This window comes from Sphingomonas sp. P4_G3 (genome assembly GCF_056401105.1).
Genome location: NZ_JBFUJZ010000001.1, coordinates 824,976 through 841,496 on the forward strand (window position 1 = coordinate 824,976; position 16,521 = coordinate 841,496).

At 65.2% G+C, this 16,521-nt stretch carries 12 protein-coding genes; 9 read left to right on the plus strand and 3 right to left on the minus strand.

All coding sequences use genetic code 11. From position 1 onward, the window contains the following. The first annotated feature begins 27 nt into the window (after window positions 1-27). The 3 genes from AC1DQQ_RS03915 to AC1DQQ_RS03925 all read left to right on the plus strand — a co-directional run bounded on the left by AC1DQQ_RS03915 (window position 28) and on the right by AC1DQQ_RS03925 (window position 2,357). Window positions 28-894, plus strand: coding sequence for a sterol desaturase family protein (locus AC1DQQ_RS03915; protein ID WP_478040512.1), 867 nt, complete (start codon window positions 28-30; stop codon window positions 892-894). Between the two features lie 84 nt (window positions 895-978). Then, window positions 979-1,887, plus strand: a complete 909-nt coding sequence (locus AC1DQQ_RS03920) for a Vgb family protein (protein WP_478040513.1) — start codon at window positions 979-981, stop codon at window positions 1,885-1,887. A 134-nt stretch (window positions 1,888-2,021) separates the two neighbouring features. Beyond that, entirely contained in the window at window positions 2,022-2,357 is a 336-nt protein-coding gene (locus AC1DQQ_RS03925) for a hypothetical protein (protein WP_478044275.1), read from the plus strand. Between the two features lie 53 nt (window positions 2,358-2,410). Here AC1DQQ_RS03925 and AC1DQQ_RS03930 read toward each other — a convergent pair whose 3' ends face one another. Both AC1DQQ_RS03930 and AC1DQQ_RS03935 read right to left on the minus strand, forming a co-directional pair. After that, window positions 2,411-2,599 (minus strand): hypothetical protein, encoded by a 189-nt coding sequence (locus tag AC1DQQ_RS03930; RefSeq protein ID WP_478040515.1) that lies wholly within the window; start codon window positions 2,597-2,599, stop codon window positions 2,411-2,413. A gap of 173 nt (window positions 2,600-2,772) precedes the next feature. Continuing rightward, a complete protein-coding gene (locus tag AC1DQQ_RS03935) occupies window positions 2,773-4,902 on the minus strand; it encodes an AsmA family protein (protein WP_478044276.1) in 2,130 nt (709 codons plus the stop codon). 161 nt (window positions 4,903-5,063) lie between these two features. Here AC1DQQ_RS03935 and AC1DQQ_RS03940 point away from each other — a divergent pair, with 161 nt between their 5' ends. The 6 genes from AC1DQQ_RS03940 to AC1DQQ_RS03965 all read left to right on the plus strand — a co-directional run bounded on the left by AC1DQQ_RS03940 (window position 5,064) and on the right by AC1DQQ_RS03965 (window position 14,195). Next, window positions 5,064-5,798 (plus strand): copper homeostasis protein CutC, encoded by a 735-nt coding sequence (locus tag AC1DQQ_RS03940; RefSeq protein ID WP_478040517.1) that lies wholly within the window; start codon window positions 5,064-5,066, stop codon window positions 5,796-5,798. Then, window positions 5,795-6,799: a glycosylasparaginase gene (locus tag AC1DQQ_RS03945; RefSeq protein ID WP_478040518.1), complete on the plus strand. Its 1,005-nt coding sequence runs from the start codon at window positions 5,795-5,797 to the stop codon at window positions 6,797-6,799. Before AC1DQQ_RS03940 ends, AC1DQQ_RS03945 begins: the two co-directional genes overlap by 4 nt. Window positions 6,800-6,938: 139 nt before the next feature. Continuing rightward, entirely contained in the window at window positions 6,939-7,463 is a 525-nt protein-coding gene (locus AC1DQQ_RS03950; protein WP_478040519.1) for an RNA polymerase sigma factor, read from the plus strand. 36 nt (window positions 7,464-7,499) lie between these two features. Beyond that, window positions 7,500-8,441: a FecR family protein gene (locus AC1DQQ_RS03955; protein ID WP_478040520.1), complete on the plus strand. Its 942-nt coding sequence runs from the start codon at window positions 7,500-7,502 to the stop codon at window positions 8,439-8,441. Beyond that, window positions 8,438-10,882 (plus strand): TonB-dependent receptor, encoded by a 2,445-nt coding sequence (locus AC1DQQ_RS03960; RefSeq protein WP_478040521.1) that lies wholly within the window; start codon window positions 8,438-8,440, stop codon window positions 10,880-10,882. The genes AC1DQQ_RS03955 and AC1DQQ_RS03960 overlap by 4 nt, the downstream gene beginning before the upstream one ends. Window positions 10,883-10,985: 103 nt before the next feature. Then, the gene (locus AC1DQQ_RS03965; RefSeq protein ID WP_478040522.1) at window positions 10,986-14,195 is read left to right on the plus strand and encodes an autotransporter outer membrane beta-barrel domain-containing protein; all 3,210 of its coding nucleotides are present in this window, start codon (window positions 10,986-10,988) and stop codon (window positions 14,193-14,195) included. Window positions 14,196-14,376: 181 nt separating this feature from the next. On the opposite strand, the gene AC1DQQ_RS03970 is transcribed toward AC1DQQ_RS03965, so the two are convergent. Next, window positions 14,377-16,431, minus strand: a complete 2,055-nt coding sequence (locus tag AC1DQQ_RS03970) for an NAD(+) synthase (RefSeq protein ID WP_478040523.1) — start codon at window positions 16,429-16,431, stop codon at window positions 14,377-14,379. Window positions 16,432-16,521: the final 90 nt, after the last annotated feature.

Sequence of the window (16,521 nt, forward strand, 5' to 3'; positions counted from 1 at the left end):
TTCGCCGACCTACCGGAGCGAAGAGCTATGAAGAAGATCCTGTTCAGCTACGTGCAACCAGCGATGGTCGTGGCGATCGTGCTTTTCTGGATGCTCGGACCTAAAGCCTGGATCACAAACGCCTGGGCGCTCACCATCGCCACGTCCCTCACAACATTGCTGGTGCTGGGGCTCGAGTGGATCAATGAACGGCATGCCAGCTGGCGGTTGACGAAGAAGGAGTTCTTCACCGACCTTTTCTACATGGTCCTGGGCGCGACCGCGATATCCTGGGCTACCACCAAGCTGGCCGAGGAGCCGCTGAAGGCCGCCAAGCATTCACTGGGCATCACGACGCAATGGGCCATGCATCTGCCCTTTGTCGTCCAGGTCGCGCTGGTCATCTTCCTGATCGAGTTCGGCCAATATTGGATGCATCGGCTGATGCACAATTACGGGCCCTTCTGGCTGACGCATGCGCCGCACCATCACATCACCCAGTTGAATGCCATGAAGGGCGCGGTCGGCAATCCCATCGAGCTCTTCCTGATCAGCCTCAGCGTGGTGGCGCTGTTCGACCTGCCATTGGCTGCCGAACTCTGCGCCTTCAACGTCCTCTCCGTGGTGTCGACGTTTGCGCATGCCAATACGCGCTGTGATCCGCCGCGCTGGTATGGGTTCTTCTTCACGACCATCCAGAACCACAGCCTGCACCATTCGGTGGCCTATGAGGACACGCGCTGCAATTATGCGAACTCGCTGATCCTGATCGATCGCGTGTTCCGCACCTATCGCCACGGCGAATCCGAACTGGTCGGCCAGGACGACCGTCGGCGCCTGTCGATCGTGGAGCAGATGATCTTCCCGTTCCGGCCGCTGATCGACAAGATCAAGGCGAAACGGAATTACGCTTAGGCTGCCGTCCGTTCCTGTTTGATATCGATCGAGAGGCGTTTCTTCGTGATCCTGCATGCATGTTTGAACAGGGGCCGAATGGTCATGGCGATCGCGGGAGGTCTTGCGCTGGCGTCCGCCTCCGCCGCTTTCGCCCAGGAAGAGCGGGTGCTCACCGTTCCCGGGTTCGCCGATTTCCTGGCGGTCGACGGCTCGTCGGTCTGGGCTACCAACAAGGGCCGGGTCGAGCGTTGGTCGAAGAAGCGCAAGCTCGCGGAAGTCACCATGCCGCACCCCTGCGGCGCGATGGCGGTCGCGTTCGGCTCCTTGTGGGTCGCCGACTGTCAGGACCGCACTCTCAACCGGATCGACCTCAAGACGGCCGAGAAATCAGCCGTGATCGCGACGGGTATCGCCAATCCCAAGGGCGAACTGAACGTCGTGGCCGGAGCGGGATCGATCTGGGTAGCGAGCGACGACAAGGGCGTTATCGTCCGCGTCGACCCGGCCAGCAACAAGGTGACGGCCTCGATCCCGGTCGATCCCAGCACCTATTATCTGGCATTCGGTCTCGGATCTTTATGGGCCGTGAGCGCCGACCAGCAGAGCCTCCAGAAGATCGACCCGCAGACCAATGCTGTCGTCCACCGAACCGTGCTGGGCCGGGAGCCCGGCTTCCTCGTCGCGGGCGAGGGCGCGGTCTGGGTTCAGGAACAGGGGGACGGGACATTGGCCCGGATCGACCCCGAAACCGGCGATGTCTCCGGTCGCGTCAAGGTCGACGAGACCCTGAAATATGGAGATATCGACGCGGGTGGCGGCAAGATCTGGCTGCGCACGACCGCCAGCCAGACGTTCGTGGTGATCGATCCCGTAACGCTGACCATTCGCGCGCGGGTCGGAAAGGAAACCGGCAGCGGCGCCCTGCGATATACGCGGAAGGGCGTGTGGACGACGTCGCATGATGTTCACACGCTGTCCTGGTGGAAGAAGCCTGACCGTATCGGGAACTGACGCTCGAGCGATTACCCTGCAAATGATAGAATCTCAAAAAATGCAGGGCATCTTGAAAGGTGCCGTGGTCGCGTTTTCACGGCGGTGCGTCCCTCTCCCTCGCTGACAGATTGGATCGGGATAAGGAAAAGGTGTTGGCCGCGAACCCGCAGGTCGACTGCGATCGGCTGTCGCGAGAGTGGCGCGGAAGGCTGACGAAAGATGTCGCGCGCCAGGGCGCGATATTGAGAGCGAGCGGCATCGATACGGGATTCTATCGCTGGTTTGACGAAATGGCTGGTTTGCCGGCTTCCAGCCAGAGCCCCGATTGCGCAGCGAATCCGGAGGCGGAGGCGATCGTCTTTTCCGAAGACTTCCTTCTGAAAAGAGGGGTGTCGGTTGATTACAACGGAGGACCTCGATCTGCGGCGCACCTCCACCGCATCAACGAACAACGAGGCTGGGTGAAACGCTCCTGCTTCTGGCAGTAATATTGTGTCATCGGCCCAGCCGGTCGATGGGAGTTCGTCGACGGTCGTTTGCGTCACCACGCCCGTGGCGGAGATCCCACGCGCGCAGCGACCGCCGCTTCGATCTCGTTCAACTGCGCTTGCGATAAGACGCCGGCCAGCAGCAGCCCGCGCATCAATTCGTCGGCCAGCGCGGCCAGGAAATGCACCTCGGCACGCTCTGCATGCGTGTCTTCGCCATCCGCGTTCACGTCGCCATTCATGCCTCTCTCCTCCGGCACAGCTTCCACGCATGCGTGAACGATCGACCCGTCAAATTCGACGCAAAGGGGTAAAGTCGCGGCGGTCGCGACCGTCGACCGGCGGTCTGCGGCGGCGTCCGGAAAGGCCGCGCACCGCCTCAAGTCTCTTTCTATCGGCGCCGGTGTGTTCGCATTCAGAAGATCCCGAGAAATTTCTTCTTTTGTTTCTTGCGATCCGCGGCCGACTCTTTGCCGCTCTCCGATTTGGCGGTGGTGCCGTTGCCGACGTCGTCGCGCGGCTTGCCCTTCGTGGTCCGCATCGCCTGGGCGTGAGCGCCGGCCAGGATCGGCCCGCACGCGGCGCTTTTCGCGTCGCCGACGTCGATAAAAGCGAGAATGGCGGCGAGCGGACTGGCGACGGCGCCCAATCCTACGCCTCCGCCGGCGCGAGCGAGCAACTCCGGGCTGATCACCTGTATGCTCGGCTTGGCGAAATAGCCGTTGAGCCCGACCGGCGACTGAGCCGAGAACAAGGAAAATTGCTTGCCGTCGGCGCGAAAGGCGAGGTCGAGGCTCTCATTCTTGAAGCTCAGCCCGCCACGGCCGAGGATGACATTCTTCTTCGTGTCGATGATGATCGGGTCGGCGGCGGCAACCCCATCGCGCACGGTGAACGCGATGAGCCCGCAATTGATCTGCACCGGCTCCTTCAGTTTATGCTCGAACATCTTTTGAATGAACGTGCCGATGTCTAGTTCCGACAGCTGGGCGTTGCGCGTCCAGAAGCTGCCACTCGGCATGATGAATGCGACACGACCACTCGCGGTGGCGAGCGAATCGTGGATCGTGTCGCCGCGCCCCTTCAATTGAATGCGGCCCTTTATCGTACCGCTCGTGCCCGACTCGTCGACACCATAACCGGCGAGCAGTCGGCCCATCGGTGTGGGCGATAGACGAATGTCGTAAGTGTCGAGCGCCGGCCGCGATCGCGTATCGAAAATCAGGTCCGATGCGACGCTGCCCCGCGCCATCGCGAAGCTCAACGGCGACAGCGCCAGCCGTCCGCGATCGAGTGCCAGCGTCAGGTCGACATGGGAGATCGGCACGTTGCGCGACTTGATATCCTGGATCGTCCAGCGCAGCCCGGCGTCGAAACGCTGCAACCCCGTGACCGGCAGCGCGGCGTCGGGCAGCACGCGTTGCGGCGCGGCTCCGGTTGCCGCGGCAGCGGCGACTGCGCCCTTGGCTGCGACGATATCGGGATTGTAGCCGATGAAGGGAGCGGCATCGACGATGTCGAGCTCGCGCGTGGCCAATACCGAATCGAGCCGCAGCCGTTCGTCATTGACGATCGTCAGCCGCCCGGCGAGGTCGCTGTCGCCGAACCGGCCGGCCATGTGCGTGAAGCGATATTCAGAACCGTCCTTCACCAGCTGCGCGCGCAACGCATAATCGCGAGTATTGGGCAGCACCACTCCGATAATGCCGAGTAGCTCGGCCAAGTTGCGGCCCCGCGCGCGGGTGCGCAATGGCACGTCCTCGATGTCGGTCGCCGACGGCAGCGTCCCCGCCACGTCGATTACATTGCCTGCGGCCCAGGCACGCGCGACCAGCTTGTTCTCGCCGCGATCGAGCGTCGCGTCGGGCGACATCATTTGCGCGACAAGACGAAACGGCGTGTCGCGAATTTGTCCGGTCCCGTGCAGCTCGACCGCCTTTCCGATCTGCTTGTTGGTGGCGGCAATCGGATCGATCCCCAGGTCGGCGAGCAGCCGCATCCGCGGATCGACATACCGCACCTTCGTGCCCACCACCGTCGCGAGATCGATCCGCGGCAGTTCGAACGGCTTGCCGCCCGTGTCGGCAAACGTCCAGGTGTTGGCGGTGTGCCCGGTATTCCATTCGAGGTCGGCCGAACCGCCGGTCAGGTCGAGCCGGTAGATGCGGCGCTTGCCGAAGATCAGGCTCAACGGCGAAACACGCATATCGATCTTTTGCGCCTGAAACAGATTGGGCTTGGTCGCCCATTTCGGATTGGCGATGCTCAACCCTTCCGCGTAGAATTTGATTTTCATCGGCGCGAAATAGAGCTGGAAGTCGCCTTCTATTTTTACGGCGCGACCCGCCATGCGGGTCGTGACGCTCTCGAACGGCTGTTTCAAAAATCGACCCTTGGTGATGAACAGGACCAACCAGATAATGAAGAGCGTCGCGAGCACGCCGACCAGGAGGTTGCGAATGGTCCGCCAGGTCCGACTGCCAAAAAAGCCCGCCACCGGCTTTGCGTCGGTCACGTCCTTGGAAGCAGCCACGGTCGTATCCATCGCCGGCTGAATCGCGCGAACGCACTGAAAGGTTCACTGGCTGTCGCACTGCTCGCTCGCTAAGAGGCGGTCGAATGTCTCTTTCGCCAGCACCACGTCACAAGGCGCGCGCGCGTGCGCCACGCTGGCAAGATGCGGTGAAGCCGCTTAGGAATGAGTCTGTGAGCGCTATCCTGGAAATCTGTGTCGATGATGCGGCCGGGGTCGATGCAGCGGTCGCCGGTGGTGCGGATCGCATCGAGCTTTGCTCGGCACTCGAACTGGGCGGCCTGACGCCGTCCGCCGCCCTGCTCGATCACGCGTTGGGGACTGGCTGTCCGATCCACATGATGATTCGTCCGCGCGCGGGCGGCTTCGTTTATAGCGACGACGATGTGGCATTGATGGTCGAGGAGATCGGCCGGGCGGTCGCCGGCGGCGCGGCCGGTGTTGTCGTCGGTGCGTTGCGTCCCGACGGCGAGCTCGACCGAGAAGCGCTGGAGCGTTTTCGTGACGCCGCTTGGGATGCGACGATCGTCCTGCACCGCGCGATCGATCTTGTCCCCGATCCCGTTGCGGCTGTGAGCGAGGCGATCGCGCTAGGTTATGATAAGATCTTGAGTTCGGGCGGCGCGCCGACCGCGGTCGAAGGCATGACGACGCTTGCGGCGATGGTCGCGGCAGCCGGGGAGCGGCTATCGATCATCGCGGGATCGGGCGTCACGCCCGATACGGTCGCGCGGATCATCGCCGGTACCGGCGTGCGCGAAGTCCATGGATCGGCGAGTCGTCCTGGTGCCGAACCCGATGCCGCCACGTTGCGGCTCGGCTTTGCAACGGGGCCGCGACGTGCGACCGATCAGTCCATCGTGCAACGGTTGCGCACAATGCTAGCGGAAAAAGGGAGTAGTGCATGAACGACGGCATTTCACGGCGCGGGGCATTGGCAATCGGCGCGGCCGCCGTGTTCACGGCGGCCACGGCTGAAGCGGCCGAGACCGATCCGGTCGCCGTCCTTTCCACCTGGGATTTCGGCAAAGCAGCGAACGAGGCCGCGCTCGCGCGCCTCAAGGCCGGCGGCTCGGTGCTCGACGCGGTCGAGGCGGGAGCCAAGGTACCGGAGGCCGATCCGACCAATCATTCGGTGGGTTATGGCGGCTATCCCGATCGCGACGGCCATGTGACGCTCGACGCGATCATCATGGACGATCGCGGCGGTGTCGGTGCGGTCGCCGCGCTGGAAGATGTCGTCCACGCCATTTCGGTCGCACGGCTGGTGATGGAAAAGACGCCGCATACCTTGCTGGTGGGGGAGGGGGCGACTCGCTTCGCACTCGACCAGGGCATGAAGCGCACGAAGTTGCTTACGCCCGACGCCGAGAAGGCCTGGCGCGAATGGCTCAAGACCGCGAATTACCGGCCGATCGCCAATATCGAGAACCGCCTGCCGGGACCGCCGGGATCGAAGCTCAACCACGACACGATCGGGATCATGGCGCGCGGTCTGGACGGCGCGATGGCCGCGGCCTGCACGACATCGGGGATGGCATTCAAGATGCGCGGGCGGGTCGGGGATTCGCCCCAGGCCGGCTGCGGGCTGTTTCTCGAAAAGGGAGTAGGCGCGGCTGCGTCTACTGGAGTGGGCGAGGAAGTGACGCGGATCGCCGGAACCGCCCGGGTCGTCGCGTCGATGCGTGCCGGGCTGTCGCCCCAGGCGGCGTGCGAGGAAGCGGTCAAGCATATCGCGCAGTTACGCGGCGACGCGATCAAAGGGCTCCAGGTCGGTTTTCTCGCTTTGGGTCGGGATGGCCGGGTCGGCGCCTATGCGCTGCTTCCGGGATTCACCTATGCGGTGACGCGGCATTCGGGCGTAAGCGAGGTGCTGCCCTCGGCTAGCCTGTTCGGCCAGGCGCCGTAACAAATGGTTGCCTTCCGGCAGTCGCGACCGCGGATCGCGGATCGATCGGTTGCCGCCGCCGTCAATGGGGCTGGATAAGCGGCGCCGCACGCCGTACTGGGCGTCGCTTCCCTTTCGGGTTCATGCCTTTTCGCCGCCTATGGACGACGTTCCTCCCTCCGGCCTTCAGGCCGTCATCCTCGCGAACAGGGAGAAGCTGTTGCGATTCCTGATTGCGCGCGGCGCGGGGGACGCAGCGGAGGACGTGCTTCAGGACCTCTACGTGCGCGTTGCGACCGCGGATGCTGGACCAGTCGCCCAGCCTTTGTCCTATCTCTACCGCGCGGCTAACAATTTGATGGTCGATCGCTTCCGCTCGCGGCGCCAGACCGAACGGCGCGAACAGGATTGGAGTGAGGCCGCGGGGCCGACTCAGCCCGACCGCTCCGACGCGCCGCCGCCAGACCGCAGCCTGGTCGCGCGAGAGACGCTGGCCGGCGTACAGGCGGTGCTGGACGGATTGGGCGTGCGCACCGCGACGATCTTTCGCCGTCACCGCATCGACGGCGTCCAGCAACGCGACATTGCGCGCGAATTGGGGGTCAGTCTGAGCACCGTGGAGGCCGATCTCAGGCGCGCCTATCGCGCCTTGCTCGACTATCGGAGGTCGATCGATGAGGTTTGACCCGACCGAGTCCGTCTTCGCTAATAGGAGGCGGACATGACCGACTGGACGCGCGAGATGGAGGAGGAAGCCATCGCCTGGCTGATCCGCCAGCGCGATCCCTCGTTCGATGACTGGGAAACGTTCGAGACATGGCTCGCCGCGGACGTCGCGCATGCGCGCGCTTATTCCGAAACCGCCGCCGCCGACTGCGACCTGGATGCGCTGCTGACCGGGGTGCGTTGGCCGGCCGAGGCCGGGCCCAATCTCGACGAGCCGATCGTTCCGTCGCGTCGCCGCTGGCTGGGCGGCGCAATAGCGGCTTCGGTCGCACTCGCGGTCGCTGCCGGATCCTGGCTCGCCTGGCCGTCGCGCGATCTCTATTCGGTGCAGACCGCGGCAGGCGAACGCCGCACATTGGTCCTCGCGGACACCAAACTGGAGCTCAATGGCGAGACCAGGATCCAACTCGACCGCAAGGATCAGCGGTTCGCGCGGATGGAACACGGGCAGGCGCTGTTCACGGTCAAGCACGATCCCGCGCGCCCGTTCCGACTGGAGACCGCTGACGCGACATTGGTCGACGCCGGGACGACATTCGAAGTGACCACCGGCGGCGGGGCGCTCGATCTCGCCGTGAGCGAAGGCATGGTGATAGTGGATCCGGGCAAGGCCGGTATCGACGTGCCCGCCGGCCAGCGCTTCACGCTCGCCAAGGGGCAGCGCACCGGCCGTCTGAGCGCGGTGAGGCCGGCCGATGTCGGCGCGTGGCGCGGCGGCCAACTCTTCTATGACGGCGCGCCGCTGTCGCGCGTTGCCGCCGACCTGCAGCGCAATCTCGGCGTGCCGGTCAGCGTCAGCGACGCCGCCGCCGCGCGGCCGTTCCGTGGCGTCGTGCGGCTCGACGGTGGCGTCGAGCCGACCATGGCGCGGCTTGGTATCCTTCTCGGTGCGAATGTGCGCCGTTCAGGCAAAGGGTGGGTGATCGCCGGACCATGAGGGGTTTCGCCGGCCCCGCGGCGTTGGCGGGGCTCTGTCTGATCGTATCGCCGGCCGAGGCGAAGGATCAGGCGATCGACATTCCCGCTGGGACGCTCGGCCAAGCGATCGCGGCACTCGGTGCGCAGGCGCGCGTCAGCATCGTTGTGGCGGTGAACGATCCCGGCTTGCTTCGACGGCCCGTGCCCGCGGTGCGCGGCACGATGGGCGCCGGCCGCGCGCTTCAGCTGTTGCTGAAGGGGACGTCGGCTCGGGCGGTATCGCCGGCGCCCGGAGTCTGGCGGATCGTCCCGGCGCCGCCGCCCAGGGCAAAGCCAATCGCTCGCGCCATCGCCATCAAGCGTCCGACGTCGCCGACACCCGCGCCGCAGCCGCAAGCGGCGGACGACATCGTCGTGACGGCGAGCAAGCGCGACACGCGGCTGCAGAGCTTCCCCGGCGCGGTCACCGTGATCGGCGGCCTCGATCTGGGTCGCGACTCCGACAATGGCACCGATGCCATCATCTCGCGCGTCGCTACCGTGTCGTCGACCTATCTCGGTGCCGGCCGCAACAAGCTGTTCATCCGCGGCATTGCCGATTCGAGCTTCACCGGACCGACCCAGGCAACCGTCGGCCAATATTTCGGCGACGTGCGCCTGACCTACAATGCGCCCGATCCCGACCTCCGGCTCTACGATGTCGGCTCGGTTGAAGTGCTCGAGGGGCCGCAAGGAACGCTCTACGGCGCCGGATCGCTCGGTGGTATCATCCGCATCATCCGCAACACGCCTGATTTGACGACGATAGGCGGGTCGCTGACCGGCGGCGTCTCGGCGACCTGGCACGGTGCGCCCGGCGCCGATCTCGCCGGCGTGCTCAACCTGCCGATCGCCGAGGATGCGCTGGGCATTCGCGTGCTTGGCTATGGCATTACCGAGGGCGGTTATATCGACAACCCGCTGCTCGGAAAGAAGGACATCAACCGCTCCAACATTTTTGGCGGGCGCGCGACAGTGCGCGGCAAGGTCGGCGGCTGGATGATCGATCTAGGCGGCACGTTTCAGAAGACGCGCAATCTCGACAGCCAATATGCCGATCGTGACGCGCCGCCGCTGACTCGCAACAGCCGGCTGCCCCAGGGCAGCGACGCGACCTATGCACTGGGCGAACTGGTCGCGAGCCGCCGCTTCGACAGTGGCCTGCTGTTTGTCTCGTCGCTTGGCGTTGCGCGGCAACGGCTCGACGAGCGCTACGACGCCACCCAGCCCAACGGTCCCGAGCGTCTGTTCAAGCAGAACAACCATACCGACCTGTTCTCGTTCGAAAACCGCCTGTCGCGGCCGATGACCGATGGCCTGGGCTGGGTCTTCGGGATGAGCGTCGTGCGCAACACAACCAAGCTCAGTCGTGCCATGGGCGATCCCGACATGCCGCTCCCTGCCACCGGCGTAGTCAATCGCATCACCGAAGCGACCGGCTATGGAGAAGTGTCGGTAGAGTTGCTGCCCAAACTCACGCTGACCGGGGGCGGCCGTTACAGCCATGTCTGGCTGACGGGCGAGGGCGCAGACGTCGTGCCGTTGATCGCGCGGCTCAATGCCGACGTGACGGCCGAACGCGAGGAAAGCGCATTCCTGCCGTCGTTTGCGCTGTCGGCGACGCCGCTCGATCGGCTGACGCTCTACGCCCGCTATCAGGAGAGCTTCCGGCCCGGCGGGCTGGCGATCGAGGGCGACTTCGTCCGGCGGTTCCGCAATGATCGCGCCGCGACGTTCGAGTTCGGCATGCGGCATGGCGTGCCTGGGATCGACCCGATCGGCGTCTCGCTGAGCGTGTCGCGGACCTTGTGGCGCAACATCCAGGCGGATTTCATCGATGGGCGCGGATTGCCGAGCACGGCCAATATCGGCGACGGGCGGATCTGGACGGTATCGGCATCGGCCGATTGGCGCCCGGCGCCCGGGTTGAGCCTGGAGGCCGGCGTCTCGCTTAACGACAGCAAGGTGGTCAATCCCAGCCCGTTCTTCCTCAGCTTCGTCATTCCCGGCCCGAACAGCGAGCCGGCGACGTCGCACATCGTCAATGCGGTCGCCGCCGACGCCGTGACTTATGGTCGCGTCCCCAACATCGCCAATGTCGTCGCACGCGGGGCGGTGAAATACGAATTCGCGGTGTCCGATACGGCGCAGATCTCGCTCGCGGCATCGGCGCGATATACCGGCCACTCACGGCTGGGCGTCGGGCCGATCCTGGGGGCGGAACAGGGCGACTATCTCGACACGCGGATCTCGGCGCGATTGTCGTTTGATCGCTTCGCGCTGACCGCCAGCGTGACCAATCTGGCCGACGAAGTGGGCAACCGCTTCGCGCTGGGCACGCCGTTCGCGATACTCAGCGAACAGCAGATCACGCCGTTGCGTCCGCGCACGGTGCGGATCGGCTTCGACGCGGCGTTCTAGGAAAAATTTACCCTAACCCCCAAGGTTGCGCCGCGTCTGCGCCGTCATCGCCTTTGAACGGGTGCCACCCTCCCCAAACGGGCATCCGAAAAAGGGACTTCAGATGCGCGTATTGCTTGCTTCGACTTGCCTGACCCCCGTCATTCTGTTCGCCGCCACTCCCGCCGCGGCGCAAAGCACGATCTCCACCGCGATCACCACGCCGGTGAAGACATCGACCGCGAACAATGGCGCGCCGTCCGATGTCAGCATCACTTCGGCGGGATCGGTGACGGTCACCAGCGGCACGGCGGTCACCATCGACAGCAATAACGGCGTCAGCAATGCCGGCACGATCCAGATCACCAATTCGGACAATGCGACCGGCATCGGCGCCGCGGCCGGCGTGACCGGCTCGATCAACAATACCGGCAAGATCATTGTCGACGAGACCTATACGCCGACCGATACCGACAATGACGGCGACCTCGACGGCCCGTTCGCCGCCGGCACCGGGCGCGCCGGCATCCGCACCGCCGGCGCCTTCACCGGCGCGATCACCAACGCCAAGGGCTCGACGATCACTGTCGAGGGCAACAATTCCTACGGCATCGTGCTCGGCGGCGCGCTCAACGGCAATTTGTCGACCGACGGCACGATCGCGGTCACGGGCAACAATTCGGCCGGCGTCAAGACCGGGGACATCAACGGCAATGCGCGCATCGCCGGCACGGTCACCGCGCAAGGCGGCGGGTCAAGCGCGGTGCTGATCAACGGCAATGTCTCGGGCGCGCTGACCTTGCAGGGTGCGATTTCCAGCACGGGCTATCGCTACACCACCGTGCCGAGCGATCCGAGCAAACTCGACGCCGATGACCTGCTCCAGGGTGGTCCCGCGGTCTCGATCACCGGCAATGTCGGCGGTGGCGTCGTCCTCGCCGTCGCGCCGACGACCAGCACCACCGATCCCGATACCGACAAAGACGGCATCCCCGACGCCGACGAAGGCTCGGCGGCGATCACCTCCTACGGATCGGCTGCCGCGTTGCAGATCGGTGCGGTCGGCAATTCGGTCACCTTGGGTCCCGTCGCCAACACCGCCGGCTATGGTCTCGTCATCAACGGCACGGCGAGCGGCAACGGGCTTTATGCCGGCGTGAACGCCAATGGCGTCGTGATCGGCGGGCTGGGCGGAGCGGTCACCGTCACCAACGGCATGCAAGTCACTGGCACGGTCGCGGCGACCGCCAATGCGGCGAATGCGACGGCGCTGCGTATCGGTGCCGGCGCGACGGTCCCGACCATCGTCAATTCGGGCAAGATCACCGCTAGCGGCGCGTCCTCTGCTGGCCAGCTGTCGCAGGCCATCGTAGTCGATGCCGGCGCCAATGTGACCTCGATCCGCAACACCGGCACGATCTCGGCGGTTGCAGGAACCGCCGCCGGCGCGACTGCGATCGTCGACAAATCGGGCAGCGTGACCTCGGTCGAAAATGGCGGCGCGATCACCGCGAGCGGTGCCGACACGACATCGACCCGCAATATCGCGATCGACCTCAGCGCCAACACGAGCGGCGCGACGGTCAAGCAGATCGTCGTCGCCAGCGGCACCGCGCCGTCGATCGCCGGTGACGTCCGCCTCGGCAGCGGCAACGACACGCTCGATCTGGGCGACGGCTCGCTTGCCGGCAACGTCACGTTCGGCGCGGGCAACAACCTGCTCACCATGTCGGGCGACGCCACGATGACCGGCAATGCCACGTTCGGCGCCGGCAACGACACGATGACCCTGGCCGGCACGGCGGCCTATACCGGCGCGGTCGACTTTGGCGGCGGCGCGGACACGCTGACCATCGGCGGCACCTCGACCTTTGCGGGGACGCTCGCCAATGCCTCGGGCCTCGCGGTTACGGTCAATGGCGGCAAGTTCACCAACACGGGCACCACGCCGGTCTCGATCGGCTCGCTGGCGGTGACCGGGGGGGGCACGCTGGGCGTCACGGTCAACACCACGACCAACACCGCTACCCAGTATAACGTCGCCGGGACGGCAAGCTTCGACGCCAATTCGAAGCTGGCGATCAAGCTGACCGGTCTCGTCACCGGGACCGGGCATTACACCATCCTGACCGCCGGCACGGTCACCGGCGCGAGCAACCTGACGACTTCGGCGGTCTCGCTGCCTTATATGTACAAGACCAGCATCGCGACCGGCGGTCCCGCCAACCAGATCGCGATCGACATCGCGGCCAAGACGACGACCGAATTGGGCCTCAACCGCTCGGGATCCGCTGCTTATGGCGCGATCTATGCCGCGCTGAGCCAGGACAGCAAGGTCGCGAATTCGTTCCTCAACATCACCGACGGCACCGCGTTCCAGACCGCGATCCGCCAGATGCTGCCCGACCATGCCGGCGGCACCTTCGCGGCGGTCAGCGCCGGATCGCGCGCGATCGGTCGGATGCTGACCGATGGCGGCGCGCCCTATGTCGACAAGGGGCATTGGGGGTATTGGCTCGAGGAAGTCGCCTATGGCGGATCGAAAAGCTTCCTCAACACCGCGTCCTACGACATCAACGGCTGGGGCACGTCCGGCGGCGCCGAATACAAGACCAAGCTCGGCAATTTCGGCCTGTCGCTCGCCTATCTGCACGGTAACGATAACGACAACGGGACCGACAATACGGTGTCGTCGGACCAGTATGAAGTCGCCGCTTATTGGCGCGGCGACTGGAGCGGCCTGCGTCCGTTCGCTCGCGTGTCCGCGGCGCGCGTCAATTTCGCCAGCGAGCGCAGTTTCAGCGGCAATGACGGCACCAGCACGGCGGTTGCGCTGAGCAACAGTTCGAAGTGGAACGGCAAGATGCTCTCGGCCACCGGCGGCGCATCCTATGAAGGTGCGGTCGGGCATTTGACCTTCCGTCCGATCCTGTCGGTCGACTATTACCGCCTGGACGAAGACGCCCATACCGAGACCGGCGGCGGCAAGGCATTCGACTTGTCGATCGCCAAGCGCACCAGCGACGAATTCGCCGCCAACGCGACGATGGCGGTCGGTCTCACCTTCGGGTCGACCGAGGATGGCTGGTTCCACACCGAGATCGAAGGTGGCCGCCGCCAGATCCTCGGCGGCGAATTGGGCGCGACCACCGCGAACTTCGCGGGCGGGCAGGCCTTCACCTTGATCCCCGATAAGCGCACCGATGGCTGGGTCGGCCGCTTCCGCGCGTCGGGCGGTTCGCCCGGCTTCCGCATCGGCGGCGAAGTGGGTGCCGAGGAGCAACAGAGCCGCGCCGCGATCTCGCTGCGCGCGACGCTCCAGATCGGACTCTAATTTCGGTTGCGGTGCCGGCCCGCTCCCCCACCCGACCTCCCAATCAGAATATTCTATGGGAGGCCGGGTGGGGGAGCGGGCGGAGCAGCCCAAGGTTCAGGCGATGCGCAGCATCGTCGGAATGGCTGCGGAGGGCGGCACCGTTCCCGTTTCAGCTCGGCTGAAACGGCATAAATGCGCGTCAGGGCAGGTTCGCGGCCAATTCGTCCAGGAAGGGCTGGGCGGTGCCGTCCGATGGCGCGCGCCAGTCTCCGCGCGGGGACAGTGCTCCGCCCGCCGAAACCTTCGGCCCGTTCGGGATCGCCGAGCGCTTGAACTGGCTGATCGTGAAGAAGCGGTACAGAAACTTCTCCAGCCACAAGCGGATCGTCGGTAAGTCGTAAGCGTTCCGTGCGGCCGCCGGGAAATCGCGTGGCCAGCGACCCGCGCTCGTATCTTCCCACGCCTTCAGCGCCAGGAACGCGACCTTGGACGGCGCCATGCCGTGGCGCGCTATATAATGGACGAAGAAGTCGTTGAGCTCGTACGGCCCGATCTTGCTCTCGGTCGACTGGATCGCGCCGTCGGCGCCGGCGGGGACCAGCTCGGGGGAGATTTCCTGCGCCACGATCGCGTCGAGCACGCGGTCGGTCTCGGCATCATATTGGTCGGTGCGGATGCACCAGCGGATCAGGAACTGGATCAGCGTCTTGGGCACGCCGGCATTGACCGCGTAGTGGCTCATCTGGTCGCCGACGCCATAGGTGCACCAACCCAGCGCGAGTTCGGACAGGTCGCCGGTGCCGACCACCAGACCGTCATGCTGGTTGGCCAGGCGGAAGAGATAATCGGTTCGCAAGCCGGCTTGGACGTTCTCGAAGGTCACGTCATAGACCGGTTCGCCACTGGCGAACGGGTGGCGCATATCCTCGAGCATCTGTTTCGCGGCGGGTCGGATGTCGATCTCGTCGCCCGCCACGCCCAGCGCGCGCATCAGTGCCCAGGCGTTTGACTTGGTCCCCTCGCTGGTCGCGAAGCCGGGCATCGTATAACCCAGGATATGGTCGCGCGAGCGGCCCAGCCGGTCCATCGCCTTGGCCGCGACGATCAGCGCATGGGTCGAATCGAGCCCGCCCGACACGCCGATCACCAGCCGCTTGGCGCGCGCCGCCTCGACGCGGCGGATCAGCCCGGAGACCTGGATATTGAACGCCTCGTAGCAATCGGCGTCGAGTTTCTCCGGCGCGTTGGGAACGAACGGAAAGCGCCGCACGTCGCGCTTGAAACCGACATCGGCGAAATCGGGTTTCGCCTCGAAGCCGATGAAGCGATAGTCCGCGTCGTCGATACCGGCGAAGCGCGCGGCGTCGGCGAACGTGCTGTTGCGCATTCGCTCGTGCCGGACCCGTCCGCAATCGACGTCGGCGACCAACAGTCCCGATGAAGCCGGAAAGCGCTCGGACTCGGCGATCAACTCGCCTAATTCGTGCACCATTCCCTGGCCGTCCCAGGCGAGATCGGTCGTGCTTTCGCCTGGACCCGCGGCGGAGAAGACATAAGCGCACACTGCCCGGTCGGACTGCGACCCCGACAGAAGCATCCGCTGGCGTTCTTTGCCGATCAGGACGTTCGACGCCGACAGGTTGCAGCAGACCAGCGCACCGGCCAGCGCGGCCCAGGTTGAAGGCGGGACAGGCGCCCAATAATCCTCGCAGATCTCGGCATGGAAAATGAAATGCGGCAGGTCGCTGGCGGCGAAGATCAGATCGGTGCCGAACGGCACGCCGGCTTGCCCGGCAATGTCGATCTCTGTCCGCACCACGCCGTCGCCGCTGGCGAACCAGCGTTTCTCATAATATTCGCGATAATTGGGCAGGAAGGTCTTGGGCACGATGCCCAGAATCCGGCCGCGATGGATCGCCACCGCACAATTATAGAGTCGGCCATTGCGCGGGATTGCGGCGCCCACCAGCAGCACCGGCCGCAGCTTGGCGGTCGCCGCCGCGACTTCGGCTAAGGCCGCTTCGGTCGCGCGCTGGATCGTCTGCTGCAGATGCAGATCGTCGATCGCGTAGGAGGTGAGATTGAGCTCGGGATAGACGAGCAGATCGCACGCTTCCTTGTGTCCGCGCTTCGCCAGCGCGATCGTCTCGCGGACGTTGACGGCGATGTCGCCGACACTGGCCACCGGGGTGCAGGCGGCCACGCGCAGAAATTCGTGCGCGTGGTGCGAGAAGAAACGATGGGTCTTCGCCATGCCCGCCGCTTAGGCCTCACACCGACCTATCGCAAGGTCGCGGCGGTGCCGATCGTGCGTGTCCGGCCCGGGGCATCGCAGCGCGGGCTC